This window comes from Marinobacter sediminicola (assembly GCF_031157525.1).
Taxonomy (GTDB): Bacteria; Pseudomonadota; Gammaproteobacteria; order Pseudomonadales; family Oleiphilaceae; genus Marinobacter; species Marinobacter sediminicola.
In genome coordinates this window covers 158,467-175,157 of the sequence record NZ_JAVIXR010000005.1, presented here as the reverse complement: position 1 = coordinate 175,157, position 16,691 = coordinate 158,467, and the positions used below count along the sequence as shown (strand labels likewise).

Here is a 16,691-nt window from a genome sequence, read left to right as displayed (position 1 = left end):
ATTCAGCGAACACCGGCGGGCAAGGGGCGGTCCGCCAGCACAATGGGTTGGCCTTGCGAACAGCGTTCAATACGGGCTTCAATGCCGTAAGTGCGGGCCAGTAAATCCGGCGTTAACACTTGTTCCGGCGTGCCGAGTTCGGCCTGACCGCCGGGCGATAACACCAACACCTGGTCGCAATAACGCAACGCCAGGTTAAGGTCGTGGCACGCCACCAACGCCACAGATCGTTCTTGATTGGTGGCATCGCGCACGGCGTTGAGCACGTTCAGTTGCCAGTGCAGGTCCAGCGCACTGGTGGGCTCATCCAAAAGCATCAAAGGCGTCTGGCGCACCAATACCTGCGCCAAGCCCACCATTTGCCGCTGACCTCCCGACATTTCCGATAGCCGCCGCAGGGCGAGCTGGCGAATGCCCAGCGTGTCGAACACCTCTTCGATGGCCTGTTCGGTCTCTTCGCGGGACCAGTCGCCCCGGGCCGAGCGGCAGGCACTGAACACGGTTTCGTAGGCCACCAGCGGGATAGCTTGCGGCAACGGCTGAGGCAGATAGCCAACACGGCGGGTACGCTGATGGGATGTGAGCCCCGCCAGATTTTCCCCGGCGAAGGTCATGGTGCCGGAGATGGGCAGTAAACCCGCGATGGACTTCAGCAATGTCGACTTACCCACCGCATTCGGCCCAATCACGGCCACCAATGCACCCGCAGGTATTTCCGGCAGTGACAGGTTGCTGAATACAGCGTGATTTCGATAGCCTGCGGTAACGGACTTCAGCTTCAGGGTCACAAGGCGACCCTCCGGCTGCGGCCAATGATCAGCAGGATAAACAGCGGAATCCCCACCAATGCGGTGACAATGCCCACCGGCAACACTACGCCCGGCACCAGCAATTTACTGGCAATGGATGACAGCGACAGCAGCACCGCACCGGCAAGGGCACTGCCCGGGAGCAAAAACCGATGGTCTTCGCCCAGCATCAGGCGGGCAATATGGGGCGCCACCAAGCCAATAAACCCTATTTCCCCCACAAAACACATGGCTGCCGCAGTGAGCAGGCTGACGCGCATCAACACCGTCAGGCGCAGCCGCTCAACGCGAATACCCAGGCTCCGGGCCTGTTCTTCACCGCTGCGCAACAAAGTCATGGCCCAGGCATTACGCAATGAAAAGGGCAAACAGATTGCCAGCACCAACGCCACAATCAGTACTTTATCCAGACTCGCCCGGGCCAGACTGCCCATGGTCCAGAACACAATTTGCTGCACTGATTCGGCATCTGCAACAAACTGGATCAACCCCACCACGGCGTTAATACCAAACAGCAGAGCAATGCCGAACAACACTACTGCATGCACCGAGGCGCCCAGAGAGCGCGACAGAATCAGAATCAACAGCGATGCCACGGCCGCAAACACAAATGCCGACAACGGCAACAAAATATGGGCCGCCAGCCCAAGAAAGGAAAGATTGAAGGCGATCACCAGCGACGCACCAAGCGTAGCCGCCGCCCCCACACCCAGGGTAAAGGGGCTGGCAAGCGGGTTGTTCAACACCGTTTGCATCTCTGCCCCCGCGAGGCCTAAACAAGCCCCTACCACCACGGCCATCAAGGCATAAGGCAAACGAATGTCCTCAATGATGACGCGGGTACCGGCGTCGATGCTTTCAGGGTTCAACAAACCATGAACCACATCGGCCAAGCCCAGCATGGAGGGCCCACTGGCTATGTCCACCAGCAAGGCCACCACCGCCACCACTGCCAAAGCCACCAGACACACAACACGGCGCAAGACAAAACGCCGGTATTCGCTTGCCAGTGTTGTGCGAGGGGCAGAGTCGCCCAATTTAGTCATTTGCGCCGGAGACACTGAACTCATTCAGCTGGCTCCCGGGCGCGAACCCAGTAGATACCACCCAGTTCGATCGGCTGAAAGCGCTGGTAGAATTCCGCCAGTGTGGCCTCCGGATCCAGTTCCGAAAAGGCTTCCGGGTGAAACCAGCGGGCCAGTGCCTGCACTGCGACGACGTTCATGGGGGTGTTATAAAAGTGGTGCCAAATGGCCATGGCCCTGCCTTCGCGGATGGGTTCTACCGCTCGCAGTCCGGGTCGATCAGTGGCTTGTGCCAGTGAAGCCCGGGCTGTCGCCGTATCGATACCAGCGCCCAGCATCACGTAGCTGTAGTCGGATTCCGAGGTGGTGTATTTGCGGGAGCCGATAGCGGTCGCCACATAGTAGTCCGGCGGGTTGCTGATCAGGTATTCCAGGTTCAGCACCCCGCTCACACCCGGCACCTTCCCTTCCGCCACGTTGCGCGCGCCCGCGGCCTTGAGAAAATGCCCCATCATGCCTTCCACCATGGTTTCACAGCAGCTGTCGTGCAGTCCCAAACGGCTATGGAGGAAGACCCTCGGCCAATCAGTTTCGGGAATCTGCACAACCACATCGGTCACCTTTGCCAGTTCCCGCTGGTAAAACCGGTTGAATGTTTGCGCTTCCTCCTGTCGCCCGAGCACCTCACCCAGAAGCGCCATGCTTTTTGGCGTGTTCACCAGCGGGTTCTGGCGAAAGTCGATGAATACCACAGAAACACCGGCACGCTGCAGCTGATCGATCAGCATCTTGTTCCGAGCCCCAGGGCCGTGTCCCTCCAGGCTGAAGATAGCCAGATCGGCACCCAGACCAAGCACGCTTTCCAGGCTGAAACTGTCGGCTGAGGCGTGCCCTACCCGGGGCACATCCGCCAGTCCGGGGAAGGCTTTCAGATACTGGGCGTAACCGCCCGGATCGGTCATCTCGAAATCCGGCAGCATGCCGGCCAAGCGGTCGGGTAGCGCGTCTCCGTCCAGTATGGCAAGCGCCGGGATATAGCGGCTTTCACCCAGCACGATCCGGTTCACCTCACTTGGCAACTCAACCGAACGGCCTGCTAAATCAGTGACCGTGCGGGCAGCCAGAGAGAGGTCAGCCCACAAACAGAAAAGGCCGCCCACCAGGGCGGCTATGCATCGAATGCGTAACATCATCGGCCTCAAAAGCGCATGGCCAAACCAAGGCGAATATCCCGACCGGGTGCGGGCATACCCACAACACCTTCGTATCCTGCTATGCCCTGATAATCGGCATTACTGGCATGGTCGAGGTATTGCTTGTCGCCAACATTCTTCACCGCCAGAGTCAGACGCAGATCTTCATTACCCGTTGGCAGCCAGTTCACGAACAGGTCGTGCACCCCGTAACCTGGCTTATCGATCGTGCCCACAGTGGTTTCAAGGTCGTCGATTCCCTGCACAAATTGGCCCTGCCACCCAAATTCCAGGTTATGGCTCCAGAGGTAGGTCAGGTCAGCGACCCAGGTATCACCGATGGTGTTGCCCAGCAGGTTATGCTCGTACACGGTCAAAGGCTGGCCGTCGACTTCGGCGTCATTGCTGTGAAAGCTCAAGCCGGCACTCAAGGCATTCCACTGGTAGCCGGTTGCAATGCGATAGCCATCAGATTCCAGATCGCCAATGTTCTGGTATATCGCGGGGCCAAATAGAGTATCTGCAATGGCGTCTTTCACTTCAGAGCGATACACCTCGGCGGACAAAGTGAAGTTCTCATACACGTAGTCAAAACCGACTTCCGTGTTTTTGGCTTTTTCGCCTTTCAGATCCGGATCGTTCTGCGCCCCTTCAAATTTGAACGCATCGTGTGGCATGGGCCCACGGAAGGCTTCGGCGTATCCTGCTTTCAGGGTCAGGCCTTCCAGTGCATGCCAGGCCAGGCTTGCGTTCGGACTGACAGCGTCTTCGCTGAATGTCTGATCGTTATTGTCACGCAAACTGTAATCGTCGTAGCGAGCACCGGTACTTAACAGGAGCTGCTGGGTGAGCCACACATCGGCTTGTAGATAAATACCGAGAACATCGCCGCTTTCTTCTTCCGCTCGCTTGTCAGCGGCATAACCGGCATTCACTTTGTCTTCCCGGTAATCGACACCGTAGGTCACACTGTGCTCACCCAGCCGACTGGTGTTACGCACGTCACCACCGATGCTGCGACTGAAGCCGAAATAGCGCCCCCAGCGATCTTCTACATTCTGTTCTACTTCTGATTCCGTTTGATACAAGGTGAACTCGGCGTCCAGCCAGGGATTGCCTTCCGGCGCCACACCGTAGTTAAGAGTGGTCGTATCCCGGCGGCCATCAAGGTCGTAGAGTTTATTGAAGCTGCTGACCACCCACTGGGGGCGCTGCGGGCGCTCACCCTCATCATTGCGTATTTCGTGGCTCAGGCGCAGTGTCTGGCCATTGGCGAAGTGCCCCACCAGTTTCGCCATACCAACTTGTTGGCGGGCATCGGTGCCGAGCACTTCGTCACCGTTACCGTCTTCATAACGCTCATGATCGCTCTGATTTACGGATACCAGCGTGCTCCACTGATCGTTAAGGCGTCCAAATATTGTGGTGCTGGCGCTGTAGCCTTTGGTGTTGGAGAAGGAACCCAGTTTGACCAAAGCACCGACATCCTCACCTTCACGCAGGAGATCTTCCGGATCTTTGGTAATAAAGCGGATCGCACCACCCAGAGCACCGGCACCTGCCGTGGCTTTCCCGGCACCGGTATCCACTTCCACTCGCTTCAGCAGGTCCGGATCAACCGCGATTCTGCCGGTATGGTGAAACAGCACGCCTGCTTGAGTGGCACCATCCACACTCACGTTCAGTAGTGGATCTTCCAAACCGCGAACGTAGACTTTCTGGGCGACGCCTACAGAGCTGCCTACACTCACTTCCGGCTCGCCAGCAAAGATATCTTCCAGGTCGGCAGAGAGAAAACGCTCAATACTTTTAGCGTCCACCACTGAGTCTGCGTCGGACTCTGCCTCGCGATCGGCTGTTACCTGAATCGTATCCAGGGCAACGGGTTCAGCATACACAACAGGGCTGGATACAAGAGCCAACCAAAGAGCACTGCGGCGAAAGTGTTTCGGTTGTGCGACTGTGGAAAAAACTGCCATAGCGACCAAACTCCATCATGATAATGATTCGTATTTGGCATGCATTCTCGATAACTTGTGTCGCTAAGGAAACCGGTTTTACATTTGTTACATCTGCTCTCGCTCTGTCACGTATCCATCGCTTTACAGAAAGCAGTAACCTTTGCCGTGTACGGTTTGCAGGCGGTCACTGGCCACCCCCGCCGCAACCAGCTTGCGGCGGATGCGGCTAAGATGCATATCCAGGCTGCGGTCGTACCGATTGAACTCTTTTTCGAGCACCACTTGGTACAGGTAGGGCTTGCTCAGAGACTCTCGTTGATGCAGAACCAGAATCCAGAGTAAGCGAAACTGAATGGGGGTGAGGCTCACCAGCCTCCCCTGGAAGCTTACCTGTAGTTTTTGTCGATCCAGCTTCAGCTCACCGATCAACAATGTTGATGGCTCAGCTCTTTGGTCGGTATCGCCTCGCGTTCGTCGAAGCAGCGCCTCAATTCTCAGAAACAATTCGGTAAAGCTGAAAGGCTTGGGCAAGCAGTCATCGGCGCCTTCCCTATAGCCCATGATGCGCTCATCCTCGGCATCGCACGCAGTCAGCATCATGACTGGGGTTTGACTGGTTTTGCGAAGCCTTTTGAGCACTTCGAAACCCGTCATCTTTGGTAAAAGAACGTCAAGAAGGATTAAGTCGAACCGTTGAGCCAGAGCGGCAACCAACGCCTGATCACCTTCATGGCTTTGTAGTACTCGATACCCGCGGGAGGACAGCTTGCTTGCCAACTGGTCCCTCAGGACCAGGTTACTTTCGGCAATCAGGATTTTTGGGTTGTTACTGGCAGGCACAGCCATTTAATGATACCGGATATCAAATGATAATGAGTATCATACGCACCGAATAAAGGTGCCTCAAGTGTCGTGTTTAATCACCTGTCTCAGGGGTCAATGCTTCCTGTAACAACGCCTGCAGATGGCTCGACAGGTTCACCGCCAGCGCCAACGCTCGCTCATGGGCGCGTTGAGACATTTTGCCCCAGGTTCGTCGCACAATCCGGAGCCATTTTTCCCGATCATATTCCGCGTTATCCGCATAGAACTGGGCAAAATACTTCTCGAGAAACACCATACAGGCGACGTCTTCCAGCAGCTGTGTGTCTGCGTCTTTACGCAACTCCCGCTTGGTCACAATCACCTCAACCCGCTCACATTCGCTCTCGGGGTAGCCACACTCCGCCATGATCTCAGCGGCCCTGCGCCCGTGCATGCGCCCACAGGCCAGACGCCACTCGTAATAGGACTTTCGGCCCTCCGGGTAATCACTGCGGGGCATCTTCCAGCGTTCAAGATGCTGGGCACGGCAGGCTATCTGCATTCGTTCTGAAGGGTCTGGCTCCAGCTCATAAAGCCAGCGAGTCATATGCAAACTGTAGGCATACTCTCTGGGCACGGATTCACCTGCCACAACCTCCTCATTGGGGTCGGCGCGATTTGCTTCGTCAATTGCATCCAGAACACATTTAAGAGATGCCCTACTCATACTGTCTCCTTTTGCGACACAATTACCCCTCGAGGGCTATTGCACCGATTTTCGTATTGCCTGATGATCTAAACTACTGGCAGCCGGATAAAGACCATGGTGAATATTTCAATCCCCAAAACACCGTATAAAAAGATCCCGGCCCCATGGCGCACGGCCTATGAGGCACATATCCAGATAGTAGAGCGACAAGTTGCCGTTGTTGCGGCTTGGGTTCCATTGATCACCGTAGTTTTTTATCAGTTTACCCACCAGTTGCGCCTTAGCCACAACGCTGACGTGTGGCTGACCGAGGCTGCGTGCCGGTTACCGGTTTTGCTATGTGCATTGCTAACGCTCGTCTCCCACTACACCGGAAAACCCAGGTGCCAGAGCCGCTATCTGCTCCGAGCCATGGGGCTCTCGGTGATGTCCATGATACTGTCACTGTTTCTGGTTCACTACAGTGGGCAGCATGAAAACATCTATCAAGTAACCAACGGAGTGGTTATCAGCTTTTTCGGGGTTACCGTTCTCTCGGTTAGAGGCCCGAAAGAGTTTTGGCTCCTGTTCGCGGTGCCGCTGGCCATTTTTGTACTCGTGGCGCTGGCAATGGGCATTGCTACAAAGGCACTGCTCCCCTTTTTGTTTGACCCGATGGTTATGATAGTTATTGGATTCGTGCTCAGTGAAGCGCTGAGGCAACTCCGGAAAGACGAGTTTCTGGCCCGGCAACAGCTCAGGGAACAGGCAACCACCGACCAATTGACCGGACTACTGAATCGACGAGCCATGCTCCATCTGTTGGAGCAGGAGCACGCGAGAGCAAGGCGCTACGGTGCGACATATAGCCTTATCCTTGGCGATCTGGACCGGTTCAAAGTGGTAAACGATTGCTACGGCCATAACATTGGCGACATCGTACTTCAGGAAGCCGCGCGCAGGTTGGGGCATCAAATTCGCGCCGAGGATGCCTTATGTCGCTGGGGTGGCGAAGAGTTCCTTTTACTCCTGCCGCAGACTGACCTGGATGGCGCCCTGCATGTGGCCGAGAAAGCTCGTCTTTCCCTTGCAGACGAGCCCGTTGAAGCCGGAGAGCACAGCATTCCTCAAACCATCAGCGTGGGTATGACAAGCTGCCAAGGGACTGGTGACATCGAAAGCGCCATAAAGCGCGCCGATGATGCCTTGTACCTCGCCAAAGAAAATGGGCGCAACCGCATTGAAGCGATAGCCGCGCCCAGCTTGGACCCGACTGTAACCGCAATCGATATCAAGCCTGCGCAGACGGACGAGCCTTGACGCGGTCATACCATGCCTGAAGGTGCGTGTGTTCCGGCAGGATGCGGATATTCACCACACGGGCGAAGGCTACCGTAGTGAACGCGTTGATATCAGCAGCGGTTAACCGGTCGCAGCAGAGGTATTCCTTGTCCGCGAGGTGGTTGTTCAGAAATGCCATGAACTTTCCAACACTCTTCCCGCAGTCTTCACCCCATTCCTTGATCGGGTTCATCCTGTCTTTGAAATAGCCACTGGTGTGTTGAAAGCACATGCCTGTTGGCATAAAGAAGTAAAACTCGACCCACCTTACCCACTGCTCTATGAGCGCCTTTTCGAGAGGAGTGTTCCCCAGAAGCGTTGGAGTCTCAGGGTAACTTTCTTCAAAATAACGGCAAATGGCCATGGTTTCGGCAATACAGGTGCCGTCGTCCAATTCCATCACCGGCACTTTCTTCATAGGGTTGCGTGCGGCATATTCTGGCGTTCGGTTTTCACCCTTCAACAAATCAATCTCGATGAATTCGGCCTTCTCAAGCAGCCCTTTCTCTGCCATAAACATGCGCACGCGGCGGGGATTCGGGGCGGTTTTTGTTTCGAAAATCTTCATTATTATCAGCTCCGTTCCATAAAAATCAGTGTAGGTCATGGGTATAAGCAATCGAGAGATTGGCCCGAAAACAAGGTTGCGTCAAGCAACTGTCCAGAAACTCCACCCGCCACCAAAATACGTCTTCACAAGTGCCACATTCTCGTTAAAACCTTGTAACTGAGCTCAGGACCCTTATGCTTGTAGCTACGTGATAACCGAGACGAGCCGCTTTGTTTTACTCCCAGCACTGCCAGAAAACTGCAAACCAGAGAGCCTTTCCCGGTTACTCCATATCAGCAATAGAACAACCATTAAAACAGCTGATACCAGAATTCACCAACCCTCAAACGGAGAAGTGACTATGCGAAAGCTTACGTCTGCTGCACTGCTATGTGCACTATCTGTGCCTGCCATGGCACAAGCCAACTGTGGCGAAGTATCCATCACAGAAATGAACTGGGCCTCCAATACAGTGGTCACCAACGTAGCCAAGTTCATCATGGAGCAGGGTTATGGCTGCGATGTAACCGTTGTACCTTCAGACACTGTGCCGGCGGTAACATCGGTTGCTGAAAACGGCGAGCCGGACATTGTGACTGAACTGTGGCTGAACTCCGCAGGCGAGGCTTACCTGCGCCTTGAAGAAGAAGGCAAGATCGAGCGGCTTGGTAAAGTACTGGATCCCGGCGGTGTAGAAGGCTGGTGGATTCCCACATACCTGGCCGATGCCCATCCTGAGCTGAAAACCATCGAAGGCATTATGGCCAATCCTGAACTGGTCGGCTCACGCTTCAACAACTGCACCGACGGCTGGGGCTGTCGAATTGTCAACGACAACTTGATCCGTGCTCTGGACCTTGAAGATTCCGGTATCAAAGTGTTCAACCACGGTTCCGGTGAAACGCTGGCGTCGTCAATGGCCTCTGCCGTTCAGGATGGCGAGCCCTGGTTTGGTTACTATTGGGGCCCAACTGTGCCGCTTGGCAAGCTCGATATGACCCGAGTAGAACTCGGCGAATACAATAAAGACGTGCACCAAAAGAATCAGACGGCCGATGCAAACAACCCCAAGGTGTCCGAGTTCCCTGCAGCACCTGTTTACACCTCTGTTACCACCGATTTCAGGGATCGTGAGCCAGAAGTAGCCGAGATGTTGAGTAAAATGACGTTCAAAACGGACACCATGAGCTCACTGCTTGCCTGGATGGACACCAATAACGCTTCAGCAGAAGAAGCTGCGGTGTACTTCCTTAGTAACAATCGTGATGAGTGGTCCACCTGGCTGAACGACGAAGCCCGCAAGAAGCTTGCGGCCATTCTTTCGAACTGAGTAGCCTGCCCGAGACCCGGACGCGGCATTCGCAAGGATGCCGCGTCCGGGCACTTATTCCAATAAGAGCAATTGAATTTTGTAGCGCATAACTCCCAATGCGCAGAAGAGGCTATACGAAGATGGCAACCTACGACTCCCTGTTTTCAGCACTTGGGTTAAAAGACTGGTGCGCGAAAGGTAAAGAAGACGGCCCGATGTCGATGGCTGATCTGCTCGCCAAGGCCAAGGGCAAAGATGCAGAGCCAGAATCGCTATGGGACGTACCATTCCCATCGTTGGATACTCTCAACGACTCCTGCGCCGCATTCCCTCAATCGAGGGAGCTTACAAAAGGCCTTGAGGAGGGGTTTCTCGCAGTAAAAGACAACCTTAGCCTGGTGCTTGACCCGCTAACCCAGCCACTGAGCTGGGCACTTGACGGCGCCCTCTACGGCATGCTCAATACCCCTTGGTGGATCGTTATTCCCATCATGTTGGCGGTCGTTTTTCTGGTCACAAAATCCTGGAAACTGGTGCTTTTTGTGGGCGTCAGCATCTGTCTTTTGGCGTTCATCGATTACTACGAATACGCTATGCAGACCCTTGCCATCATTTTCGTCTGCGCCTTTCTTTGCGTGCTGTTTGGAGTGCCCATAGGCATAGCCATGTCCAGAAGTAACACCATGGAGCGACTTACAATTCCGGTTCTGGATATGCTGCAAACCTTGCCGCCGTTCGTCTATCTTATCCCACTGACTTTCCTGTTCAGCGTGACCGAATCCAAGCTCTACGGTATCGCAATTATCCTCTACGCCATTGTGCCGGTGGTGCGGCTAACCAATCTTGGTATTCGGCTGGTCGACAAGGATGTGATCGAAGCAGCTGATGCCTTCGGCATGACACCACGGCAAAAGCTGTACAAGGTTCAGATTCCTTTGGCTCTGCCTAACATCATGGCTGGCGTAAACCAGACCATCATGATGAGCCTCGCCATGGTTGTTATCGCTTCGCTTGTGTCTGCACCAGGCCTGGGTGTTCTGGTACTTCGCGGCATCCGTAATCTGGAGCTCGGTGTCGGCCTGGTTGCCGGCCTCGGCATCGTTATCCTGGCCGTGGTTCTTGACCGGGTTACCAAAGCATCTCTGGCACGCATCAATGCCACCCAAAAGCAGTGAGGACAGCACGTGGAAAATGACATAAAGATTTCCATCAAAAACCTCTACAAGATCTTCGGTCCCACGCCAGACGTAGCGCTTGAATATGTAAAACGGGGCATGAACAAGGCGGATCTTCTGGATCAGCAAAACCACGTTCTGGGCCTGAGAGACATCAACGTGGATATCTATGATGGCAAGATCACCGTGATCATGGGGCTCTCGGGTTCCGGTAAATCAACGCTGATCCGCCATCTGAACCGCCTTATTGAGCCTACCGCTGGAGAAATTCGCCTTGATGGCAAGAACGTTCTCGAATTGAACGAAGAAGAACTGCGCCAACTAAGGCGCGAACAAATGTCCATGGTGTTCCAGAAGTTTGCCTTGCTTCCCCACAAAACGGTGCTTGAAAACGCTGGCATGGCGCTCAACATTCGTGGTTCAAAAGTCGCAGACTTCGAAAGTGAAGCGGTTAAGTGGCTGGCCAGGGTTGGGCTAGAGGGCAACGAGAACCAGTTTCCCCATCAGTTGTCCGGTGGCATGCAGCAACGGGTGGGCATAGCCCGGGCGCTGGTTTCCAACTCACCCGTCATGCTTATGGACGAAGCTTTCTCTGCACTGGACCCCCTGATCCGTTCAGACATGCAGGATTTGCTGCTGGAGCTTCAGAGCGAACTTCAGAAAACCATTATTTTCATCACCCACGATCTGGACGAAGCACTGAAACTGTCCGATCACCTGGTGATACTCAAAGACGGGGAAGTGGTTCAGCAAGGTGACCCCCAGGACATTCTGCTCAACCCCACCGACCCTTATATTGTCGCCTTTATAAACGATATCAATCGCGCACGGGTTCTTCGGGTACGCTCTATCATGAGCCGCGATGTTGATAAGGATATAGATTATGCAGGTGATCTTTCCGAGAAGGACAATCTTGAAACTGTGCTTTCTTTATCTGGCGGCGATACGGATAAGGTATTCCGGGTAGTACGCAACGGCGAGGCAGTGGGCAGCCTGTGTATGAAAGCACTGACACGCGCGCTGGTTCCCTCAAACGGCTAACCAACGCCACTGCAGCTTAGACGCATTGTTCGGGGCCGATACAAAGTGCGAGTGCGTAGTCTATTATTTCAATATGCTCCTGCCCAAAAACACTCTGGCCACTGACATGTTTCGAGCGATACTTGCAGCCTTACTCATCAGCCTGGCTGGCTGCTCTCCCCCGGATGAAAAGCCAGCCAGCGGTGTATCTCAAACCTCTGACAAGCCTGATAACTCCCTGGCTGCGGATCGCGACAAGCTGACCGTTATTATTGCCGCAGATCCCTGGTGCCCCCATAACTGCACCGCTGGCTCTGACCGCGAGGGCTACGCCATAGATATAGCAAGAGCGGTCTTTGCTGAGGCTGGATACCGCGTCGAATACATAAATACAGGCTGGGCAAGAGCTATTCAACTCGCCAAAGATAACCACGCCGATGCTGTGGCAGGCGCATTTAGAGGGGATGTGCCGAATTTCGTATTCCCCCAGGAACCCAGCGGCGTTTCACGCACACACCTGTACACTAACGCTGAAAGCCAGTGGGTCTATAAGGGTATAGCCTCTCTGAAAGGGCACACACTGCTCGCAATTAACGGCTATTCCTACTCACCTGAACTGGATAGCTACATTGAGCGCAACCGCGAAAACCAGGGCAGCGTATGGCTATTGTCCGGCCCCGATCCCTTGGCCCGCGCGATTATTCTGCTTGATCAACACCGGACAGACGTTTTTGTAGAAGATGAGCTAGTCATGAACTGGGCACTGCAGAACCAGGCTGATTTGCCGGTGCCGCGCAACGCCGGCGAAATTTACCGGGCACCCTTCTTTATAGCATTTTCACCTGCAAACCCGAACGCTGCTGAGCTGGCCCGCATTCTGTCGGGAGGCATTAAAAATCTGCGACAGTCAGGCCGGCTCAATGACATTCTTGCAGGCTACGGGGTGCCTTTGTTCTCGGTTGACTGAAACGCCGTGATTGTCTCCCCCGTGTCCGTTGTCAGCACCAACTCACCGTTGCGCCCAATAGCTGCGAGCTTCACCTTTGACAGGAGCTCCAGAAAGCGATCTTCCTGGTTCATAAGTGCTGGCGCGCAAGCCATTTTCGTTGCAAACATGTGGTCAAAACTCACCCCTTCGGCTGTGAGTTCGTACTGCCCCCCGTAACGGTTGCATGAAGCTCTGCCGGCAACGCGGTTGTCCTCAGAAAACTCGACGGTTATACGGGAGCGATCAATAATGCCTGCGCCTGCAAGGTCTTGAACCACCCACTCAGCACCGCGGAACAGGCGGTCCGGATCACCACCACAACCCTGAAATACCTCTCCATCCAACTCCAGACGAACCTGAGCCGGAAACTGGGCACCAGACATATTGTCTTCACACAGCTGGCGGGCTACTTTCATGGTGAGTTCCTGGCCTTCCAGTTCACCACGAAACTCCCGGCCGTGGCGGTTGGCAACGGTTGTTTCCAGAGCAACTCTTTCGGGCTCTCCGGTGTCATAAGGGCGGTTTAGCACCAGCTCCGCGCCTTCTACACGAATGTGCCAAAAAGGCTCATTTCCAGTAGCTTCAAACGGCATTTCCAGCGCACCCGCCTGCAAACACTCGGGATAAGTCTGACCTTTTACAGTAAAGGTGGCCCGCTCACCTTTGCTCCAGAACTGGGTCTGATCATCTCCGGTGGCCACATAAAGTTCACCAGACGCGCTTTGCTTTGGTTTCAGGAGTAGCCGTTTGCCCTGGTAATCAACACCCAGTAAATCGCCATCGCCCGCGCTGGCAACCGTGACATCCAGCTGACCACACTGGTAGCTGCCAATAGCACCCGAGGTCTTTGGCCCCGAGGCACACGCGGAGATAAAAAGCCCCGTCGCGGCGACGGCAGATGCCTTCAAAAAGCGCTGCAAGTGCATAGAAAGCCCTTTGCTGTTATTTCGTGAATGAATGCCGGCATCTTAATGTCTCGTATGCCTAAAAACCAATTTCCGCGGCCCAGTCACCTTTAAAAACACGCACCCTGACTGCCCCTTTTACTTTTTATCTACACAACGCGACGCTATGCTGAGCCTTCTCACTCAGGAGGCAGCCCATGGCTCTCAGGCTTTATCAATTTGCTATATCCCACTACTGCGAGAAAATTCGCTGGGCACTGGATTACAAGAACCTCAGTTATGAAACCACAAACCTGTTGCCGGGACAGCACATAAAAACCATGCAAAAGCTCACCAAAGGCGCGGGCGCATCTGTGCCCGTGCTGGTGCATGATGGCGAGGTTATCCAGGGTTCCTCTGACATACTCGACTACCTCGAAAAAACCTATCCTGAAAAGCCCCTCACTCCGATGGATGAGCCTGAAAAATCCGCGGCTCTGGCGTGGGAAAAGCGTCTGGATAATCTGGCGGGCCCTGCCGTGCGCTGCTACTCCTACCACCACTTTTTGCAGCGCCCGAAAATAGTAGTGCCGCTACTGGCCGCAGGCACACCCTTCTACAATCGCATTCTGCTTAGCCTGGCATTCAGCCGCGTAAACGAAGTTATGCGGAAGTGGATGAAGATCAACGAGAAAACTGCCGAAGAATCGAGGAAGGTACTGGAAGAGTTACTGACTGAATTGGCAGAAATCTACAGCCAGCAGCCGTTTCTGGCGGGTGACTCATTCTCCCGAGCAGATCTCACAGCCGCATCCCTTTTTGCGCCGCTTTTTCAGCCTGAGGCCTACCCGGTTCCCTGGCCAAAGCCTGCGCGAATTCCGAAGGAAATCAAGGGCTGGCTTACAGAATGGCAGCCCCAACTACAGGTGCTTGCCAAAGTGTACAGCGATAACCGGTAACCCTTTGGCGTAAACCGCTACTCCCGGTGGCGCGATACGACTCTCCCGATTCCACAAGCTCATGCCAGAATGCTGTGGAATCGAAAAGGAGGGACGAGCTGTGTCACTGACCGAAATGATGTTCGCTGTACTTGAAGAAAGTGGCATGCTGCCAATCTGGCAAGCCGTATCCCCTTGGCTGGCGCTGGATGAACGGCAACTTATATTCATGATTGCGACGCCGGTTTTCATTGCGGTAGCAGCCTTTGAGTACATGAAAATAAGGCACAACCCGGCACTGATGGATACTCGCGAAGCCATCCGGAACTTCACGCTAGGGGCGGGTTACCAGGCAACGGAGTTATTGTTCGCGGGCATTATCGCCTTTCCGGTTTACGCCCTCTGCTACCACTACCGCCTGTTTGAACTGGAGCTGAATTGGCTCACAGGCGTCCTTACCTTTCTGGGCGTCGATTTCTGTTTCTACTGGATGCATCGCGCCAGCCACCGCATGCGCTGGTTTTGGGCCGCCCATGTTGTCCATCATTCATCAGAGCGCATGAATTTCTCCACCGCCATGCGCCAGAACGCCACCAACATATTCAATGGCGGCTGGGCATTTTACCTACCCATGGCGCTACTGGGGTTCAATCCGGTCTGGATTGGCATCGTTTACGCGCTGTCTCTGGTGTATCAGTTTTTCGTTCACACCACACTGATCGGGCAGTTGCCCCGTTGGATCGAACAGGTATTTAACACCCCTAGCCATCACCGTGTTCATCATGGCCGCAACCCGGAATATATTGATCGGAACTACGGCGGCACCCTGATCATCTGGGACCGCCTGTTCGGAACCTTTACAGCAGAAGATGCCAACATGCCGGTGGAGTATGGTATTACCCGCCCGGCGCCATCCAACAATCTGCTTGTGCTATGGACACATGAATACGTGGATCTGTTCCGTGACATGGCCCGCCCGGGTAAACTAGCCTCTCGAATAAGCCATCTCTGGAAACCACCAGAGTGGGAACGCCCGACTCCAACAGCGTCCGGAACACACCATGCAAGAGCAATCTCTGAGCCTGAACGGCCAAAATAACCACACCATCACGGGCAGGATTTTTTCCCCAAACATGCCCCGGTCCGTTCTGGTTATCGCCCATGGCATGGCGGAACACGCCGACCGTTATGCTGATTTCGCCCGATGGCTGACCCAACGGAACATTGCTGTTGTGGCCATGAATCACAGGGGGCATGGCCCGGCCTGCACTGCTGACCAGCTTGGGCACTACAGTGATACAGGTGGCTGGGAAAAAGTCGTCGACGACCTGAATCAGGTACTGCTTGATACTCGTGAACGTTTTCCTGGAATCCCTCTTGCCCTGCTTGGGCACAGCATGGGGTCGTTCATTGCTCAGAGCTGCGCCCAGCAACATCCGGCGTCTCTGGATATGTTAATACTCAGCGCCACCAACCGCATTCACCGACCACAGCTATGGGTATCCGGGCTCCTGATTAACGGCATCCGGCAATTCCACGGCAAGCATCACCGAAGCCCAACGATTGCAAAAATGTCCTTCGGCAAATTTAACCGCATGTTCAAGCCCAACCGGACCGACTGCGATTGGCTAAGCCGGGATACTGCCGAGGTAGACAAATACATTGCAGACCCGTTCTGCGGATTCGAGTGCACCACAGGCCTGTGGCATGATTTCATTCAAGGGATGCTAACAATCAGGCCTTCCGGGTGGCGCAAAGATCTTCCGGTTCACCTGTTTGCCGGTACAGATGACCCCGTAGGGGAAATGGGCAAAGGTATTACCCGGCACTTTGAAGACATTCGCCAAGCCGGCGTAAAAGATACCAGCCTTCGGCTATTTGAAGGCGGCCGCCATGAGATGCTGAACGAAACCAACACCGATGAAGTTCGGGAGCATATACTATCGCTACTTGCTCCCAGGGAACCCGAAGCCTGAAATGCCACCCGCCGTGGGTCAGAAAAT

General features: G+C 54.6%; 16 protein-coding genes. 8 read left to right on the top strand and 8 right to left on the bottom strand.

What is annotated here, in order from left to right; all coding sequences use genetic code 11:
* Positions 1 to 2 precede the first annotated feature (2 nt).
* The 6 genes from RG807_RS09580 to RG807_RS09555 form a co-directional block, all read right to left on the bottom strand.
* The gene (locus RG807_RS09580; protein WP_309044713.1) at positions 3 to 788 is read right to left on the bottom strand and encodes an ABC transporter ATP-binding protein; all 786 of its coding nucleotides are present in this window, start codon (positions 786 to 788) and stop codon (positions 3 to 5) included.
* Positions 785 to 1,879 (bottom strand): FecCD family ABC transporter permease, encoded by a 1,095-nt coding sequence (locus RG807_RS09575; protein WP_435404664.1) that lies wholly within the window; start codon positions 1,877 to 1,879, stop codon positions 785 to 787. Before RG807_RS09575 ends, RG807_RS09580 begins: the two co-directional genes overlap by 4 nt.
* Positions 1,876 to 3,024 carry a TroA family protein gene (locus RG807_RS09570; RefSeq protein ID WP_309044712.1) on the bottom strand — a complete coding sequence of 383 codons (1,149 nt, stop codon included), beginning with the start codon at positions 3,022 to 3,024 and terminating at the stop codon, positions 1,876 to 1,878. The genes RG807_RS09575 and RG807_RS09570 overlap by 4 nt, the downstream gene beginning before the upstream one ends.
* An 8-nt stretch (positions 3,025 to 3,032) precedes the next feature.
* Positions 3,033 to 5,006 carry a TonB-dependent receptor domain-containing protein gene (locus RG807_RS09565; protein ID WP_309044711.1) on the bottom strand — a complete coding sequence of 658 codons (1,974 nt, stop codon included), beginning with the start codon at positions 5,004 to 5,006 and terminating at the stop codon, positions 3,033 to 3,035.
* A gap of 123 nt (positions 5,007 to 5,129) precedes the next feature.
* Positions 5,130 to 5,834 (bottom strand): response regulator transcription factor, encoded by a 705-nt coding sequence (locus RG807_RS09560; protein ID WP_309044710.1) that lies wholly within the window; start codon positions 5,832 to 5,834, stop codon positions 5,130 to 5,132.
* 70 nt (positions 5,835 to 5,904) lie between these two features.
* Positions 5,905 to 6,519 carry a DUF4202 domain-containing protein gene (locus RG807_RS09555; protein WP_309044709.1) on the bottom strand — a complete coding sequence of 205 codons (615 nt, stop codon included), beginning with the start codon at positions 6,517 to 6,519 and terminating at the stop codon, positions 5,905 to 5,907.
* A 96-nt stretch (positions 6,520 to 6,615) separates the two neighbouring features.
* Between RG807_RS09555 and RG807_RS09550 the strand changes: the two genes are divergently transcribed.
* On the top strand, positions 6,616 to 7,800 hold the full coding sequence (locus tag RG807_RS09550) for a GGDEF domain-containing protein (protein WP_309044708.1): 1,185 nt from the start codon (positions 6,616 to 6,618) through the stop codon (positions 7,798 to 7,800).
* Here RG807_RS09550 and RG807_RS09545 read toward each other — a convergent pair.
* On the bottom strand, positions 7,772 to 8,389 hold the full coding sequence (locus RG807_RS09545) for a glutathione S-transferase family protein (RefSeq protein WP_309044707.1): 618 nt from the start codon (positions 8,387 to 8,389) through the stop codon (positions 7,772 to 7,774). The genes RG807_RS09550 and RG807_RS09545 overlap by 29 nt on opposite strands.
* A 343-nt stretch (positions 8,390 to 8,732) precedes the next feature.
* Between RG807_RS09545 and RG807_RS09540 the strand changes: the two genes are divergently transcribed.
* From RG807_RS09540 to RG807_RS09525, 4 genes are all read left to right on the top strand, one after another.
* The gene (locus RG807_RS09540; protein WP_298452447.1) at positions 8,733 to 9,701 is read left to right on the top strand and encodes an ABC transporter substrate-binding protein; all 969 of its coding nucleotides are present in this window, start codon (positions 8,733 to 8,735) and stop codon (positions 9,699 to 9,701) included.
* A gap of 122 nt (positions 9,702 to 9,823) precedes the next feature.
* A complete protein-coding gene (locus tag RG807_RS09535; RefSeq protein ID WP_309044706.1) occupies positions 9,824 to 10,858 on the top strand; it encodes an ABC transporter permease in 1,035 nt (344 codons plus the stop codon).
* 9 nt (positions 10,859 to 10,867) lie between these two features.
* Positions 10,868 to 11,899 carry a betaine/proline/choline family ABC transporter ATP-binding protein gene (locus RG807_RS09530; RefSeq protein ID WP_309044705.1) on the top strand — a complete coding sequence of 344 codons (1,032 nt, stop codon included), beginning with the start codon at positions 10,868 to 10,870 and terminating at the stop codon, positions 11,897 to 11,899.
* A 106-nt stretch (positions 11,900 to 12,005) separates the two neighbouring features.
* Complete coding sequence (locus RG807_RS09525; protein WP_309044704.1) at positions 12,006 to 12,845, top strand: substrate-binding periplasmic protein; 840 nt, start codon at positions 12,006 to 12,008, stop codon at positions 12,843 to 12,845.
* Here RG807_RS09525 and RG807_RS09520 read toward each other — a convergent pair.
* Complete coding sequence (locus tag RG807_RS09520; RefSeq protein ID WP_309044703.1) at positions 12,815 to 13,792, bottom strand: META domain-containing protein; 978 nt, start codon at positions 13,790 to 13,792, stop codon at positions 12,815 to 12,817. The two genes, RG807_RS09525 and RG807_RS09520, sit on opposite strands and share 31 nt — an antisense overlap.
* 176 nt (positions 13,793 to 13,968) lie before the next feature.
* On the opposite strand from RG807_RS09520, the gene RG807_RS09515 reads away from it, so the two are divergent.
* The 3 genes from RG807_RS09515 (at position 13,969) to RG807_RS09505 (ending at position 16,664) form a co-directional block, all read left to right on the top strand.
* The gene (locus RG807_RS09515) at positions 13,969 to 14,709 is read left to right on the top strand and encodes a glutathione S-transferase family protein (protein WP_309044702.1); all 741 of its coding nucleotides are present in this window, start codon (positions 13,969 to 13,971) and stop codon (positions 14,707 to 14,709) included.
* A 100-nt stretch (positions 14,710 to 14,809) separates the two neighbouring features.
* Complete coding sequence (locus tag RG807_RS09510; protein WP_309044701.1) at positions 14,810 to 15,787, top strand: sterol desaturase family protein; 978 nt, start codon at positions 14,810 to 14,812, stop codon at positions 15,785 to 15,787.
* Positions 15,750 to 16,664, top strand: a complete 915-nt coding sequence (locus RG807_RS09505) for an alpha/beta hydrolase (RefSeq protein WP_309044700.1) — start codon at positions 15,750 to 15,752, stop codon at positions 16,662 to 16,664. Before RG807_RS09510 ends, RG807_RS09505 begins: the two co-directional genes overlap by 38 nt.
* Positions 16,665 to 16,691: the final 27 nt, after the last annotated feature.